Below are 15,940 nucleotides of genomic sequence, written 5' to 3'. Positions count from 1 at the left end.
TCTTGCGAGGAATTTTCCTTTACTGATAATTGATAATTAATAATTGATAATTGATCATGTCACAAACTTTACAACCTTCCCTTAGAGAACAGCAACATCCTTTAATTCGTGGGTTAGCTGACTGCATTGAGTCTACCTGGGAACGCTATTTAGATTTAGAACCTTACAATTTACCTGCTGAGTTGGGATATGTGGAGGGGAGACTAGAGGGAGAAAAATTAATAATTGAAAATCGCTGTTATCAAACACCACAGTTTCGCAAACTGCACTTGGAACTAGCAAAAGTGGGAACGATGCTAGATATTTTACATTGTGTGATGTTTCCCCGTTCAGAATATGATTTACCGATGTTTGGTACAGATTTAGTGGGGGGAAGAGGACAAATTAGTGCGGCGATCGCAGATTTGTCTCCTTTAAGTGCAAATCTTACGCTACCGGACAATTTTCAGCAATCACTCAAAGCATTACCAGCGATCAACTTTTCTCAACCCCGTGAATTACCTGCTTGGGGAGATATTTTTTCGGAGTTTTGCATATTTGTTCGTCCTGGTGATGCTGAAGAAGAAGCACAATTTTTATCGCGTGTAGAAGAATTTTTAGCTATTCATTGTCAAAGTGCGATCGCAGCCCAACAAGTATCTCCAGAAAAACAAGCTGAATTACTTGCTGGGCAAAAGTACTACTGCACTAAACAACAGCAAAACGATAAAACCCGTCGCGTATTAGAAAAAGCTTTTGGCTCTGACTGGGCAGATTATTATATGACTACAGTATTATTTGATTTTGTGGATAGCAATTAGCAATGACGATTCTTCATGTTAAGTTTGCTCCACCAACCTAGTTAATCATTTTTATTTACTAAGTGGTCGTTTATTAGTCTTAGTCCGAAAACTCACGTTCACACCTTCACTAGATTGCGAAAGCACTAACAATGGAGTTGGCTTTGCCTTTTGATCCCAGTCCATTTGGGCAATCCGACCCTGAATTGTTGGTTGCCAGTTATCATGGTCTTCGGATAAACTCAGAAATTTTTCAATACACTCAACTATCTCGCTAATCGTAGCATTAGTTGATTGCGTAGGTAATTTGGTTAACTTAATTTGAATACGGAAAAGTACTCTTTGGGTACGTTTGTTGCCATGTTCCATTTCATACAAGACATCAAATGTTTCATCTACTTGACGACCAGATGTGTTAGCAATGCCAATAACTGCTTGGGAGCCTTCACTAGGGCGAAGTGCGACACTGACAATCTGTTTGACTTTGATTTTTAATTGATTAAGAATCGCAAAGTTAAATACTTCCTCATCCATCCGCATTCTCAAATAATCAAGATTAAAATCGCGCGAGTGAACTAAATCAGGGTTAGTTTCCATTTTGCGAATAGTTTCTAACGCCAGTTTTAGCTTTTTCTGAACATCGTTAGTTTTGAACTCTGCAATTTTAACTTTTTTATTTAGTTGTTCTATTTGGCGCTTGCCATATACAGCTAAACCAATCAGAATTAACAACAGTACCCCTGATGTCAACAGCCAAATTTGTCCATTTGCAGAATTACTAGATGCTGATGGAGCTTGAGAAGTTTGAGTTTTCTTAACAGGTGCTTGGGTCTTCTTAGCAGGTGCTTGAGCCAATACCAAGTTTTGCGAAATAATCTTAAGGGTCATAGGTCACTTGATATAAATAGATGTCTATATAAATACTTCCCTTTTAAGAATGCTTTGTGGCTATTGATACAGTTAAGGGAGCTAAGTTATTATACGCCACTATTTATAATAAGGAATCAAGTAAGTCAACCAAACTAATCGGGAATCTTTTATATCAGCTTGGGGTCGAGCCAACCTCCAAGTTTTGCCTTCTTTTTGACGTTGTAAGTAAACTTCAAACAAGTTATGCTGCTGAGTTACAGTTTGGTGTGGGAGTTTGGCTATCAGGTTATAAGTTCCCTGAATATGGTATGCAGATAAATTTTGAATTATTAGAGGTTTAGTATCAGTGATTTGTAATTGAGTTATTTCAAATCTGAGATGTGATGAGTGTAATTGCTGGGTGAACTGATTTTGGGTAAGATGAAGTTGAAAAATAAGAGCTTTCTCAACAAGCTGCATACTTGGTGCTTGTCCACTAACACCGCAGGCTGTGAGCATTGCTAACAAAATTATAGTTACAATTAGCCGCACAATCACACTTGGTTTCTCCGGGTCTCACTTTTGTTAACCTAATACCAATTTTGGTCATAGGTTATATGTCATTGTTAATTATTAATTGATAATTAATTATTGGTAATTGGTCAAACAATGTCAAATAAAACAAGTGGTCTAGATCAACAACTCTATAATTATCTCCTGTCTGTATCCCTGCGAGAAGCAGATATTCTCAGACAATTGCGGGAAGAAACTGCTCAACATCCTCGTGCTGTTATGCAAATAGCACCAGAACAAGGACAGTTCATGGCGCTGCTGATCCAACTATTGGGAGCTAAGAAAACCTTAGAAGTTGGGGTATTTACGGGTTATAGTTCTCTGTGTGTTGCTTTGATGCTACCGCCGACAGGACAAGTTGTTGCTTGCGATGTTAGTGAAGAGTATACCGCGATCGCTCGACGTTATTGGCAAGCTGCCGGGGTAGCTGACAAAATTGATTTACGATTAGCGCCAGCTATCGAAACTTTAGATCAATTGTTGGCTGATGGGGAAGCCGAAACTTTTGATTTTGCGTTTATTGATGCTGATAAGAGAAATTATCAGGCATATTATGAGCGATCGCTACAACTAATTCGTCCAGGTGGTTTGATTGCTATTGATAACGTTCTTTGGAGTGGTCGAGTTATTGACTTTGAAGATCAGGACAAGCAAACTCAGGCGATCCGAGATTTTAATCAATACTTGTATCAAGATAACAGAATTAGCTTGAGCTTAGTACCGATTGCAGATGGGTTAACCCTTGCACTAAAAAAATAAGCTTTGGTCATTGGTCATTGATAATTGTTAATTGATTTAAATCTAAGTGGCTTAAACAAAATATTTTCCTTGTGCTGATCTGGCATAACTGTTCCAGTTAGGGTTGCCCAATCTAAAGCTGCTCCTTCTAATGATGCTCCGCTCAAATTTGCACCTGTCAGATCAGCTAGGAATAACCCCGCCCATTGCAAATCTGCCCATTGTATATTTGCACTTGCTAAGTTTGCACCTGTTAAATCTGCCACCATCAAGTTGGCATAACTAAGATTTGCTCTTTCTAAACCAGCACTGCTGAGGTTAGTGCGTTCTAGGCAAGCGGCTTTAAGATTTGTATCATTTAGATTAGCTCCACTTAAATCATAGTCCCGGAGATCTGCGCGAGTCAAATTTGGCTTGATTTCAGGATTTTGTTCCCGCCACTCATTCCAAGATTGTACTCCAAGGTTTAGTTGATCTAAATGCTGTAAGTTTGCCATTGAAAGTCACCTTGTTTTGGTTTTTAATATGGGGAGAATATTTTAAATACTCTTCTATTACTTAATTCATTGATAACTTATTTTTAGACTAATTATTTGATGAAACAATTTAGCTTATAAATAATTAACTAACTAGCAATGAAAGTTCATCGCTAACTGTTAACTTTTCTCTACACGCGGCACGTAGTAAGCGGTTAACACAAGATTCTTCATCAGGGCTAAGAGTATCTTCTAATATGGCTGTCATTAATCCATAGCGATCAGCCAGAGTAATAAAACCAGAGGTACTAACATCAGCATATAAATCACCGATAGCGCCAGGAATTAGATTAATTTGTAACTGCATCAGTACCGGACTGAACTCGATGCTTCTAATATCGGCTAAAATCTATTGGTTAGGGGTGATTTGACTGTCTAAGTTTTGTGATCCCGCAACGGGTCGAGTGTGACATTTTTATAAGTTTATTGCGATCGCAGCATTAAAAAAATGTGACGTTTAAGAGCTAGAGAGGTGACAGGGATCACACTCAATATTTACGCTGAGATCCCCCTAAATCCCCCTACCCTATGCGCTCCGCGCAGGCTACGCCAAGGGGAAGGCTATGCGCTTACGCGCAGGCTACGCCAACGCCTATAAAAAGGGGGACTTTGAATTTTTCACCTTTTTAAGGGTAGCTATAGCAATTTTCAGTCAAGTGATGTACAAGTAGAAAACATCGCTCTCACGCTAACTGTAAGCATTCTCTCCCAAGGTATAGGAATAATTATGCTTACCACACTTCTTTAGTTTGAATAACTCAGAAGTATTATCTTCAGGAAGATATCTTTAGTGGGATGGACATTTTGTAAAAAATGTAACCATAATATTTTTTACAATTTGGTATTTCAAAAGCAAGAGCCATAAGTGAGGAGCTTATATGAAATACACTTTTGAATTATTAGGTGTTTCTCCAATCCTTTACTTCTTTAACCAACAGCAAGAATTGATCGAGAAGCATCCTTATACAGGAGTTGAGTATTTAGGTAGCTTCAAATGTACTCTGGATGCTTTTATTGCATCAGTGGAGACGGTTCCATCTAAAACAGATTGGAATTTTGATGAAGTTGTAGATACTATGGTTAATTTTTGGCTGAATAACTCAGATCTCGTTCAATTTTGGAAAACAAGATTGGATGATGCTGGGAAAGAAAGTTTATTAATTGCCAGAGTTGCTGATATTAAGGGATTACGCAATCAGTTAGAATTCTTATTAGAATGATTCTCCTCATCAGTAGGGGCGGGTTTAATTGAGATTTTTGTACGATACCTAGATGCAGGTGAACTCGCCCCTACAATAAGATTTATCACCACAAGTACGGGTGAGCCAAACTGAGGGGTTTACTGGATCATGAGCTTGATAACTTGCAGCAAGGGTCATCAAAACCCAGAGGGGTCACGTTTTTGTACTCTATGCGGTGAACCACTACCAGAACACAATGCCTTTGCAGGTGGTATCAATACTGGTTTAGTGGAGGGAACGCGACTGCGCGATCGCTATATGATTAAATATCAGTTAGGTCAAGGCGGTTTTGGTAGAACCTACTTAGCTGAAGATACTGGGCGGTTTAATGAATTAATTGTCCTGAAAGAATTAATGCCAACAGGACAAGGTACTTATGCTTTGCAAAAAGCTGAGGAGTTATTTCAACGAGAAGCAGCAATTCTGCATAAACTGCGACATCCCCAAATACCTAAGTTTTGGGAATTGTTTCGTGATAGAAAAGGTTTGTTTTTAGTTCAAGATTATATTGAAGGTAAAACATATCAAGATTTATTAAATAACCGACTAGATAATGGGCAAAGTTTTAGCGAAGTAGAAATTATTGAATTATTACAGCAACTTTTACCTGTTTTAAGTTATCTGCATAAGCAAGGCGTAATTCATCGCGATATTTCTCCCGATAATGTTATCCGCAAAGAGCAAGATGGATTACCTATATTAATAGATTTTGGTGGTGTTAAACAAACTGCTATTGATGTTGCAACGCAATTAGCAGCAGAAAAATATGGCGGTAGTGGTACTCGTTTAGGTAAAAGTGGTTATGCTCCTGATGAGCAATTAAGATTAGGATCAGTTGCGCCTCATAGTGATTTATATGCTTTAGGTGTGACAGCAATTGTATTAATGACTGGTAAACCACCCCAAGAATTATTTGATGCACATACAATGAGTTGGGTATGGAACCGTCAGCTAAATTTAAGTTCTGATTTTAATAAAATTTTACAACGAATGTTAGCGCAAAGACCTTCTGAGCGTTTTCAATCTGCTGAGGAAATTTTACAACAATTGCCAGCCGTTTCAACTGTACCAGAAACGCGAGTACAACCTCATTTAACCCAGCGCCAAATTACTAGCAGTAATAATAACTTTATTCCTCCAAGTCCTGCACCTATAAATACTTCTGGTCAAGGACATTTATTAGATAACTCTGTTGAAGTTCCAGATGAAATTGTTGGCTGGAATTGGGGCGCTTTTCTGCTACCTGGGTTTTGGTGTTTGACAAATCGTGTTTGGATCGGTTTGCTTTCCTGGCTAGATTTATCTGTAGTTACTTTGGGTATACCAACAATAACTATCTCAATATTACTAGGTCTTAAAGGTAATGAGTGGGCATGGAAAAGTCGCAAATGGAAAAGTGTAAAAGCTTTTAAAAGACATCAAAGATTCTGGGCGATCGCAGCTTTTATTCTTTGGGCTTTATTCTTAATCATAATCATAGGTGTGATTTTGTTTGCGATCGCGATCGCAGGTTTCGGTATGTAGCCTAAATCACATTAAATGATTAAGCAAATGATTTTAGTTGCTAGCTGCAATCTTCTTACCATGCCAAAAAACTACGGAATTTATTTATTAATAAGAAAATTCTAAGTTATTTAAAGAACATTCAAAAAGAACTTAAAATTTTGCGGCATAAAGTATGGTATGTAAATAGTGTGCATTAACCATATTGATTACGATGACCTTAGATATTAAAAAGTTTTTTCAGGCTACTAATCCTAGTAAAACATTAGTAGCAGATAATCCAGAGGATCAGAAATATTATATTGATTTTTCCTCGGTGCGGGGGGGCAAAATTATTGAGGAAATTAAGGATAATATTAGTTTTTTTTCACCTGATGACCCTACTTGTGTGTTATTCACGGGACATATTGGTTGTGGTAAATCTACAGAGTTACTACGGCTAAAATCTGATCTGGAAGGGGAAGGTTTTCATGTAGTGTATTTTGAATCTAGTGAAGACTTGGAGATGGCGGATGTAGATATTGGGGATGTGTTATTAGCGATCGCGCGTCGTATTAGTCAAAGTTTAGACACAATTAAGCTTGATGAACCCAAAAATTTTAAAGATTTGTTACAGGGCGCTGCTAAATTGTTGCAAACTGAAATAGAACTTGGGGCTGAAGCGAGTGTTCCTGGTGTTGGTAAGATTTCGGCTAATACAACTGGTAAGTATTCTGTAGAAGCGGGTTTACCTGGAGTTGGTAAATTAACTGCTAGTAACGATCAGGGTGTTGCTTTAGCTTTGGGTATTGGCAAGATTACCGCTAAAGCTAAGAGTGATTCTACTCTGCGTGAGCGATTAAATCAGTATTTGGGTCCACAAAAGACTAAGTTGTTAGAAGCGATTAATCAGGAATTAATCGAACCTGCGATCGCCAAACTGAAACAGCAGGGTAAACATGGGTTAGTTGTAATTGTCGATAACTTAGATAGGATTGATAACCGCCAAAAGTCGTGGGGTCGTCCGCAGCAAGAATATTTATTTGTGGATCAAAGCGAGTATTTAACTAAGTTGCGTTGTCATTTAGTTTATACTATGCCGTTGTCGCTGAAGTTTTCTAATGATTATGGTAATTTGACGCAACGGTTTCCAGAAGATCCCAAAGTGTTACCGATGGTTCCGATATATTTAGCAGATGGTGGCGAATGTGCTGAAGGTATGGCATTATTGCGACAGATGGTATTAGCAAGAGCGTTTCCTGATTTGGAAGAATGCGATCGCCTGCAAGAAATACCGAACCTTTTTGAGAGTCCTGAAACCTTAGATCGCTTGTGTTATATGAGTGGCGGACACCCCCGCGACTTGTTGCGCTTGTTGAATGACTGGATTAAAAAACAACGACAAACTCCCCTCACCCGTCAAACTTTAGAAGACTTAATTCGCAACCGTCGCAACGAAATGACTTTACCTATTTCTGCGGATGAGTGGGAATTGTTGCGAGAAGTTAAGCAACGCAAAAAAGTTAGTGGCGATCAAGCTTATCAAACCTTAATCCGCAGTCGGTTAGTTTTTGAATACCGTTATAATGGCGAGTCTTGGTTTGATGTTAATCCTATTTTGGCAGATGCTAAGGAGTTACAGTAATAAGCTGTTGCACTGGGAATAAAGAGAAAAGTCACGACTTACGCAAACTTGAAACCTAGATCCCCCCCAGCCCTCCTTATTAAGGGGGGAGAATCCCATCAAAGTCCCCCTTAATAAGGGGGATTTAGGGGGATCTCTCCGTAACTACTAGCAGTCTATTCCCTCCTCTCTCCTCAAAACCTAGATCCCCCCCAGCCCCCCTTATTAAGGGGGGAGAATCCGATCAAAGTCCCCCTTAATAAGGGGGATTTAGGGGGATCTCTCCGTAAGTACTAGCAGTATATTCCCTCCTCTCTCCTCCCCCCTCCCCTCTATATGACCGAATTTGAAATCAGCACTAATAATCAAAATTCCTTAGAAGAACTCGCCTGGGAAATTTCCGCTTCTCAGGGAGAATTTAAACTTATTTTGGTGCGTTGCAATTATCTGGAATTAAAATTACAACTTACCAATCTTTTACAACAAAATTGTGAAGTTAATATTAAATTTTTAGATTTACAAGCATCAGAAAGCACTCTTTTTGCCAGTATTAAATCCCAATTAGGAGATGAACAGCCAGCCGCTTTGATGGTCTTTGGATTAGAAAGTGTGCGCGACTTAGATCAAATATTGGCTGCTACTAATCAAGTGCGGGAAGAATTTCGCAAGTATTTTAATTTTCCCGTAGTTTTATGGATCAATGATGCCGTATTCAAAAAACTGGCGCGTCTAGCACCGGATTTTGAAAGTTGGGGGACAACCGTAGCTTTTACTCTTTCTCAAGAGCAATTAATTAATATTCTTCGTGGCAAAGCTAAACAACTTTTTAATCATCAGTTGATTTTATCGGAAAAAGATTGTTTAGAGCTACAAGCAGAATTGATGGCAGCCCAAACAGATTTACAGATTGAATCAGCAAATATAGATTTAGAAGTTACGGGTAGCTTAGAATCTTTATTAGGTTTTGTTAACCAAGCACTCAACCAAACTGATCCGGCAATTCAACATTATCAGCAAGCTATAACTCTGTGGCAGGAACTTAATGATTTACTCTGTCAAGGCTATATATATTGTGAAATAACTTATTGTTATTATAGTAAAGCGTTTCGCCATAAAGATAAAAATCATTCTGATTGGCAAGCAACTCAAGATTATTTGCAAAAATGTATTCAGGTTTGGGAAGAAGCTAACCGATGGGATTTGATTGCTAACTCGATTAGTGGGTTAGGGAAAATTCTCAGTGATTTACAAGATTGGGAGAAGTTAGCAAGTTTAGTTGATCGGGTTTTACCGATTCATCAATCCCAGAATCAACAATTTGAATTATCTCAGGATTATGGATTTTTAGCAGAAATTGCTTTAGCGCAAGGGGAATGGAAAAAGGCTCAGAATTTAGTCCAACAAGCAATAGCTATTTTACCAGATGTTAAGTCAAGTGTCAATAGTGAACATCAAAAATTACTAAAACAATCTCAAAGTTTATATTGGTTTATTTTAGGGAAGGCGCAGCAAAATTTCCAGCAACCACAAGCAGCAATTACCCAATTAGAAGCAGCATTAAAAAATGCTAATCCTGAGTATGACCCGCAATTTTACCTGGATATACTCAGTAATTTGCAAAAGCTTTACTATCAGCAGGGGGATTATCTCAAAGCTTTTGAATTTAAGCAAGATCAACGCTCACTTGAGCAGCAGTATGGTTTGCGGGCGTTTGTGGGTGCAGGTTGGATTAAACCGCAGCGTCAAGCCAAGTTATTTAGGATGTTGGATAGTGCATCCTTAAATGTAACAGCAAACTATGAAAATGTTGCTTCTGAGATTACCGCATCGGGACGTAGTTTAGATGTAGAAAGATTGATTGAAAGAATCGGTCGCCCTGATTATAAGTTTATTGTGATTCATGGACAATCAGGAGTAGGTAAAAGTTCTTTAGTAAGTGGTGGATTGATGCCCACACTCAAGCATAAAGCTAGTGGGACGCAAGATTTTTTACCTGTGTTGATGCGCTATTACACTAACTGGGTTGAGGAGTTAGGAAAATTACTGAAAATGGCATTGGCAGACAAACAAGTTAATTTAACTAATGCTTTAGATTCTCCGCAAGCTATTTTAGAACAGTTGCGAGTAGCTGGACAATATAATTTACGCCCCGTTATAATTTTCGATCAATTTGAAGAATTTTTCTTTGTTTATCCCGAAGTAAAGCCCAGGCGGAGATTTTTTGAGTTTGTAGGGGAGTGTTTGAATATCTTACCTGTGAAGGTAGTTTTGTCCTTGCGGGAAGATTACATTCATTATTTGCTGGAGTGTAATAGTATGCCCAGTATGAAGATTATTGGTAATGATATTCTCAGCAAAAATGTACTTTATCAGTTAGGGAATTTTTCGGTTGATGATACCGCAGCAATTATTCAGAGGTTGACAGCAAGAGCTAATTTTATCTTGGAGTCAGATTTAATTAGTAAGATAGTTGAAGATTTAGCTGGAGAGTTAAATTCTGTCCGCCCAATTGAATTGCAGGTAGTCGGGGCGCAACTGCAAACAGAGAATATTACTACTTTAGGGCAGTACCAAACTTTAGGGGAAAATGCGAAGGAAGAATTAGTTAAGCGTTATTTAGCAGAAGTAGTTGCTGACTGTGGTGCGGAAAATCAGAAGGCGGCGGAATTAATTTTATATTTATTGACTGATGAAAAAGGCACTCGTCCGTTAAGAACTCGTGATGAGTTGGAACGAGATTTACAAGCGTTAGCCGCAGATTTTGCTACAGAAGTACATAAATTAGATTTGGCATTAAAGATTTTTGTCGCTTCGGGTTTAGTGGTGTTGTTACCAGAAAATCCGGCAGACCGTTATCAGTTGGTACATGATTATTTAGCAGCATTTATTCGCCAGCAACAGGAACCGAAGTTAAGAGAGTTGATGATGGAACTCCAGCAAGAAAGAGAAAAGCATAAGCGCACTCAAGAAAAATTAAGAGTTGAATATGCTGAAAAGATCTTAGCCCAAGCTGAAAAAGAAGTACAAAAACAACCTATAACTCTAATCAAATTTTGGAAATCTTGGAAAGTATTAATTAAAGCAGGTTTAGGCGCTGCTGGCTGCATCATTATTTTACGCATGGCTGGACTATTACAGGCATCGGAATTGGCGATGTTAGATCAGCTAATGCTACTACGTCCGCCAGAGCCAGTTGATGAGCGGGTTGTTATTGTTAAGGTTACTGAATCAGACATAAAAAAATGGCCAATAACTGATCAAGAAGTGGCTAGATTGCTCAAAAAAATTGATACATTCAAGCCTCGTGTTATTGGTTTAGATATGTATCGCAATTTAGTTCAAGAACCTGGTCATCAAGAATTAGTCAATACGGCTAAAAGCATTCCTAACTTAATAGGTATTCAAAGAATTAAGGATAAAAAAAGTTCAGGTGTTGCCCCGCCCCCATTTCTTAGGAAAGATCAGATTGGATTTAATAATTTTCCGCTAGATACTGATGGCAAAATACGTCGTAACTTGTTGTATGTTTATGATCAAGATGACAATCCCATCCCAAGTTTTGCCATCACTTTAGCTGAGGCTTATTTAAAAGCGCAAGGAGTTGAATCTCAATTAGCAGTTAGTAATCCGAATTACCTACAATTAGGCAAAACTGTATTTTCACCCTTTGCAACAAACGATGGTGGCTATGTAGGCGCTGATGATGGTGGCTATCAAATATTAGGCAACTTTCGTTCTCCAGATAAGTTGCTTAGTGTGTCAATGGCAGATGTGTTAGCAAATAAAGTACCTGCAAATAAGCTGCGCGATCGCATTGTAATTATCGGCTTACAAGCTAGCAGTTTTGGCGATCTTTTTTATACTCCTTATAGTAGCAAGTTTTTTGATGCAGCCGAGCCATTTTTTGGTGTACAAATACACGCTAACTTTACCAGTCAGATCATCAGCGCCACGCTGGACGGTAGACCTTTAATTAAAGTTTTGTCTGACGCATTAGAATTTTTTTGGATTTTTAGTTGGTCTTATTTTATAGCTTATTTGGGATTGAATTTTTATTATTCGCGTTCTATAACAAAATTAATTGTTATCATTATTTTAACAGAATGTGCTTTTCTTTTTAGCTGCTATTTATTATTTTTAAATGGTTGGTGGGTATCTTTAATTCCTCCATTACTAGCAAGCCCTATAGCCCTAATTACTGTTGTTATTTCTTTTTTGGGACAAAAAAAAATTTATGAAATATATCATAGTTTACTGTTAATTTTAAAATTTTATAGACAAAATCCTGATACTGGTTATTTAGCAATAAAGTATTGGGTTAATGCTAATAAAACATTATTGATAAATAAAGAGTCAGTTAATATAGTTGTTGCTATTCTCACTAACTCTCAGAATATAAATGATATTGCTGATTTATCACCTTTATTAGAAAGCTTGTCATTGCTAGAAAATCCATTCCTTGGTCAAACATTGCTTACTTTTTTGGTTGCCAGTCAAAAAATTCAAGCCTTTATAACTACTTACGAGACCAAGCAGCAACTTGAATTATTGGATTCCGCAATATTGCTCATAAAAGATTTATCTGATAACCGAAATAAATCTTTTAAAAATATTGCACAGCAATGGCTGAAGATCATGAATGAGCATCGCTCAACAATCATAATGAAGGATTGAAAATAACCAGTTGTAATCCTTAAAATGATATTTGCTAATATGGTAGATTTAAAAATTTTTTAACTTGCTTGTTGCTGAAGTAATTGTTGCTTTTCTGCTACCCGTCTACCAAAGACATCAGCGATTAAAGGACTGGCTAAACAAGTCACAATAATATATACAATAAATCCATTAAAAATTCCCTCATTCAATATCCCGGCATTCTTGCCAAATAAATTCAAGCAGCACTAAAACTAGATAAGTAAGTCAAGCCAGTTAAGTTTATTACCCCCAGTCTCAAAATTAGGGAGGGGGAGTTTTTGGTTTTATCTTTTTTAATGTGCAGCTAGTTAGTAATTGTTGTTGCCCATAATTTTATTGCTGAGTAAGGCATATATGGATGCACTTTTTCCATTATTTATATAGTATGTCAAGTTGGGAAAATTTGCAAGATATTTTAGCAGAATTTTTCAGGGTTAAATAGTAAAATTTATTATTTAAAAAATCAATAATTATAAATACTTTATTAAAAACTGCCATGAAAATTAAATAACAAGTATATTAAATATAATTCAGGGAAAAATCAACACAATATGACTTTACTTAAAGACGTAACAGACTGCTCTACCTATTCTGTACGTGGGCTAGACAATCAACTAATTGCCCAAATGAATAAAATTCGTCCTAACTTGTTAGTACGAATTGATAGCTTGAATGTGGAATTAGGGCAAGCAGTCCACCCTTGGATGCAAGCGGCGGCTAAGAAATGTTTGGAAAGAGCGATCGCGGCTAGAGGTCAGCAGATGATCATCAACTCAGCCTACAGAACGATCGCAGCGCAAATGCTACTGTTCTTACAATACAAAACTGGGCGATGTGGAATTACTGCTGCATCACCCCCAGGAAATAGCAATCATAATAATGCTAGTGCGATCGATATAGAAGACCCCTACGGCTGGCGTTCAGCACTAGAATCTAACGGATGGCGCAAACTTGGTGATTGGGATCGAATGCACTATGATTGCGTGGATAACAATATACAGTCAATTAAAGAAATTTCAGTACAGGCTTTCCAGCAATTGTGGAGTATGTCTCGCCCCAATGATAAACTGGCAGATGATGGGGATTATGGGCCAGCAACATCTAGCCGATTGCTCTACGCGCCAGCAGAAGGATTTCCTGGAGTAGGGATACCGAGAGTATTAAAACTTACCGAACCGTTACAAATCGGTAATGATGTCGGAGAGCTTCAGCTTGCACTCAGGAAAGCGGGAATCGACATCGACAAAGCTGACAAAGTGTTTGGAACCGGAACTGATTTAGCTGTTAAAGAATTTCAGACAGCTAAGAATATGGTTGCTGATGGAATCGTTGGTAGTGGTACTCGCAAGGCTTTAGGCTTGGAGTAAACGTAGATTTACAATGCTTGCTGAAGTAATTGTTGCTTTTCTGCTACCTGTCTACCAAAAACATCAGCTATTAAAGGACTGGCTAAACAGGTAGCAATAATATATACAATAATTCCATTAAAAATCCCCTCATTCAATATCCCGGCATTCTTACCAAACAAAGCAACGACTAATACTAATGCTGCGCGAGACATGGTGAGGCTAAACATTACCATGATTTCAGCAAAAGAATACTTATATAATTGCCCTGCTATCAATGCTGCTAAAAACTTCGCCCCAACTGCACCAATAATTATCACTAAGGCAATGCCTAAATTTTCAGGATGAGTAAATAAAACACGGGGATTAGATAACACACCTACAGAAATCATAAATGCTGGAATAAATAAGCTATTTCCTACAAATTCAATTTGTTTCATTAAGGGGCTAGTGAGGGGAATTAAAGAATTTAAGGCTAGTCCAGCAATAAATGCGCCTACTATGGAGTCAATACCTAATAATAAGGTCGCACTGGCTGTAATAAATAAGCAGGTTAATACAAAAATATATTGCTTGTTTAAGCTATCAGATGGGGGTTGCATAGGTTGAAGAGAACCTCTCCCCCCTGCCCCCTCTCCGTTAACGGAGAGGGGGGGTAAAATAGGATTTTGAGTAATAATATTTTTACCGATTTTAGGGATTCCCCAAAAACATAAAAAGGCTAATATTGGCAGGAAAATTAATAATTTAATCCATAGCCAGATTCCCACATTTCCACCTGCAAATGCTTGGACAATTGATAAGCCTACTAGGGTAAAAATAGAAGTAACAATTGTGCCACCAACTGCTACGCCTACGGCTTCTTGCTGGACAATTCCCAACCTGGTCATAATGGGATAAGAAACTAGGGTGTGAGGCGAGTAAAGAATACCTAAAAGTAAACTGGATAATATTACGCCTGTTAACCAATAACCAGATAAGATACCTACAATTAGGGGAATGCCAAAAGTTAGGCAGCCGAAAAAGAGCGATCGCACTCCTAGTCGTTTAAAATTCTTTAAATCCATCTGCAAGCCTGCTAACAACATAATGTACAGCAAGCCAATTTTTTCTAATAATATTAATTGGGCATCTCGTGATATAATACCGAGAACGTTATTGCCTAAAATTGTCCCTAGAATTATCAGAACGACTAATTGAGGTAATTTGAGGAGTTGGGATAGAAAGGGTGCGATCGCAATAATCAACAGCACCACACAAAAAATATAAACTGGATCGGTTAGAGGTAAAGTAACAATTCCACTATTACTAATTGGTGTTGTAGTGATAAATAGCATTATTTTAAATTGAGTATTTAGTAGCGGTAATATTAATCCACACTTCCAGCAATAACTTTTCCTAAAATTAGCTAGGAATTAATAATTTTAATTTTAGATCGAGGCAAGTTTATATATATCAATGGTGTGTCCGCATAGCTGGTTGTGCAACCCGCCCCTACAAGTGATGCTCCCTCCTCTCCCCTCCCTCCTCCCCCCTCTCTTCCCCTACAACCACTGCCCACCCTTAAAGCGCGATCGCGGGAATAAAATCCGCATAATAGTTTGAGAAGCAATATAAACAGCCAACCAGACTAAGCTGTAGTGGACAACAAACCACTTTAAAGGTAAATCTTCAGGTGGAATGCCTGGTAAACCAAAAATCTTTACCAGCAACACCACAAACACCGCTTCCCAAATACCCGCCAACAATTGAAAAACCCCAGGCCAATCAGAATCCCAGCGAAATGTCTGGAAGTAATGATAAAGAACGTCCCAACCGATCCCAAATAAAGCTATATAAATTAGTACTAAAAAATAGACTGAACTACTAGGGGCAATAATTCCTAGATAGAAAGGCAAACTTACTAAGCTACCTACAGTAGCAAGTAGTAGTAATCGAGTTTGCCAACGACCCAAAAGAGTAGGAGTCATTTGAGGTTTGAGTAGTCGGAACTAAAGGTATTGTATTCTAGAAACTTCCTTTGGGTAAAATCATTACAACGCCGACAGACCGTGCAGGTTTTGTCGTAGCTAATGAC

The 15,940-nt window shown here is 38.0% G+C and carries 13 protein-coding genes; 7 read left to right on the top strand and 6 right to left on the bottom strand.

Annotated features, from left to right (window positions below):
* Positions 1–56 precede the first annotated feature (56 nt).
* Positions 57–800, top strand: coding sequence for a phycocyanobilin:ferredoxin oxidoreductase (locus tag CRI9333_RS11040; protein WP_015203249.1), 744 nt, complete (start codon positions 57–59; stop codon positions 798–800).
* A 51-nt stretch (positions 801–851) separates the two neighbouring features.
* Here CRI9333_RS11040 and CRI9333_RS11035 read toward each other — a convergent pair whose 3' ends face one another.
* Entirely contained in the window at positions 852–1,667 is an 816-nt protein-coding gene (locus tag CRI9333_RS11035; RefSeq protein ID WP_015203248.1) for a hypothetical protein, read from the bottom strand.
* A gap of 99 nt (positions 1,668–1,766) precedes the next feature.
* A complete protein-coding gene (locus CRI9333_RS11030; RefSeq protein ID WP_041226590.1) occupies positions 1,767–2,180 on the bottom strand; it encodes a hypothetical protein in 414 nt (137 codons plus the stop codon).
* Between the two features lie 117 nt (positions 2,181–2,297).
* On the opposite strand from CRI9333_RS11030, the gene CRI9333_RS11025 reads away from it, so the two are divergent.
* Complete coding sequence (locus CRI9333_RS11025) at positions 2,298–2,960, top strand: class I SAM-dependent methyltransferase (RefSeq protein WP_015203246.1); 663 nt, start codon at positions 2,298–2,300, stop codon at positions 2,958–2,960.
* Between the two features lie 14 nt (positions 2,961–2,974).
* On the opposite strand, the gene CRI9333_RS11020 is transcribed toward CRI9333_RS11025, so the two are convergent.
* Positions 2,975–3,436 carry a pentapeptide repeat-containing protein gene (locus CRI9333_RS11020; RefSeq protein ID WP_015203245.1) on the bottom strand — a complete coding sequence of 154 codons (462 nt, stop codon included), beginning with the start codon at positions 3,434–3,436 and terminating at the stop codon, positions 2,975–2,977.
* A 124-nt stretch (positions 3,437–3,560) separates the two neighbouring features.
* Positions 3,561–3,782 (bottom strand): hypothetical protein, encoded by a 222-nt coding sequence (locus tag CRI9333_RS11015; protein ID WP_015203244.1) that lies wholly within the window; start codon positions 3,780–3,782, stop codon positions 3,561–3,563.
* 571 nt (positions 3,783–4,353) lie between these two features.
* On the opposite strand from CRI9333_RS11015, the gene CRI9333_RS11010 reads away from it, so the two are divergent.
* The 5 genes from CRI9333_RS11010 (at position 4,354) to CRI9333_RS10990 (ending at position 13,884) form a co-directional block, all read left to right on the top strand.
* The gene (locus tag CRI9333_RS11010; protein WP_015203243.1) at positions 4,354–4,695 is read left to right on the top strand and encodes a hypothetical protein; all 342 of its coding nucleotides are present in this window, start codon (positions 4,354–4,356) and stop codon (positions 4,693–4,695) included.
* Between the two features lie 129 nt (positions 4,696–4,824).
* Positions 4,825–6,240 (top strand): protein kinase domain-containing protein, encoded by a 1,416-nt coding sequence (locus CRI9333_RS11005; protein WP_015203242.1) that lies wholly within the window; start codon positions 4,825–4,827, stop codon positions 6,238–6,240.
* A 193-nt stretch (positions 6,241–6,433) separates the two neighbouring features.
* On the top strand, positions 6,434–7,843 hold the full coding sequence (locus tag CRI9333_RS11000; protein WP_015203241.1) for an ATP-binding protein: 1,410 nt from the start codon (positions 6,434–6,436) through the stop codon (positions 7,841–7,843).
* Between the two features lie 315 nt (positions 7,844–8,158).
* Positions 8,159–12,496 carry a CHASE2 domain-containing protein gene (locus CRI9333_RS27755; RefSeq protein WP_015203240.1) on the top strand — a complete coding sequence of 1,446 codons (4,338 nt, stop codon included), beginning with the start codon at positions 8,159–8,161 and terminating at the stop codon, positions 12,494–12,496.
* Positions 12,497–13,068: 572 nt separating this feature from the next.
* Positions 13,069–13,884 (top strand): peptidoglycan-binding protein, encoded by an 816-nt coding sequence (locus CRI9333_RS10990; protein WP_015203239.1) that lies wholly within the window; start codon positions 13,069–13,071, stop codon positions 13,882–13,884.
* Between the two features lie 8 nt (positions 13,885–13,892).
* Here the strand turns inward: CRI9333_RS10990 and CRI9333_RS10985 are convergent, their stop codons facing one another.
* The gene (locus tag CRI9333_RS10985) at positions 13,893–15,200 is read right to left on the bottom strand and encodes a cation:proton antiporter (protein ID WP_015203238.1); all 1,308 of its coding nucleotides are present in this window, start codon (positions 15,198–15,200) and stop codon (positions 13,893–13,895) included.
* Between the two features lie 207 nt (positions 15,201–15,407).
* Complete coding sequence (locus CRI9333_RS10980; protein WP_015203237.1) at positions 15,408–15,833, bottom strand: hypothetical protein; 426 nt, start codon at positions 15,831–15,833, stop codon at positions 15,408–15,410.
* Positions 15,834–15,940: the final 107 nt, after the last annotated feature.

The sequence above is a fragment of the Crinalium epipsammum PCC 9333 genome (assembly GCF_000317495.1).
Lineage (GTDB): Bacteria > Cyanobacteriota > Cyanobacteriia > Cyanobacteriales > PCC-9333 > Crinalium > Crinalium epipsammum.
The sequence above is the reverse complement of the archived record's forward strand: the minus strand, read 5'-3'. Positions and strand labels throughout refer to the sequence as shown.

Coding starts and splice junctions, on each gene's coding strand:
- CRI9333_RS11040 (WP_015203249.1), top strand. CDS start 57: ATGTCACAAACTTTACAACCTTCCCTTAGAGAACAGCAACATCCTTTA.
- CRI9333_RS11035 (WP_015203248.1), bottom strand. CDS start 1,667: ATGACCCTTAAGATTATTTCGCAAAACTTGGTATTGGCTCAAGCACCT.
- CRI9333_RS11025 (WP_015203246.1), top strand. CDS start 2,298: ATGTCAAATAAAACAAGTGGTCTAGATCAACAACTCTATAATTATCTC.
- CRI9333_RS11020 (WP_015203245.1), bottom strand. CDS start 3,436: ATGGCAAACTTACAGCATTTAGATCAACTAAACCTTGGAGTACAATCT.
- CRI9333_RS11015 (WP_015203244.1), bottom strand. CDS start 3,782: ATGCAGTTACAAATTAATCTAATTCCTGGCGCTATCGGTGATTTATAT.
- CRI9333_RS11010 (WP_015203243.1), top strand. CDS start 4,354: ATGAAATACACTTTTGAATTATTAGGTGTTTCTCCAATCCTTTACTTC.
- CRI9333_RS11005 (WP_015203242.1), top strand. CDS start 4,825: ATGAGCTTGATAACTTGCAGCAAGGGTCATCAAAACCCAGAGGGGTCA.
- CRI9333_RS11000 (WP_015203241.1), top strand. CDS start 6,434: ATGACCTTAGATATTAAAAAGTTTTTTCAGGCTACTAATCCTAGTAAA.
- CRI9333_RS27755 (WP_015203240.1), top strand. CDS start 8,159: ATGACCGAATTTGAAATCAGCACTAATAATCAAAATTCCTTAGAAGAA.
- CRI9333_RS10990 (WP_015203239.1), top strand. CDS start 13,069: ATGACTTTACTTAAAGACGTAACAGACTGCTCTACCTATTCTGTACGT.
- CRI9333_RS10985 (WP_015203238.1), bottom strand. CDS start 15,200: ATGCTATTTATCACTACAACACCAATTAGTAATAGTGGAATTGTTACT.
- CRI9333_RS10980 (WP_015203237.1), bottom strand. CDS start 15,833: ATGACTCCTACTCTTTTGGGTCGTTGGCAAACTCGATTACTACTACTT.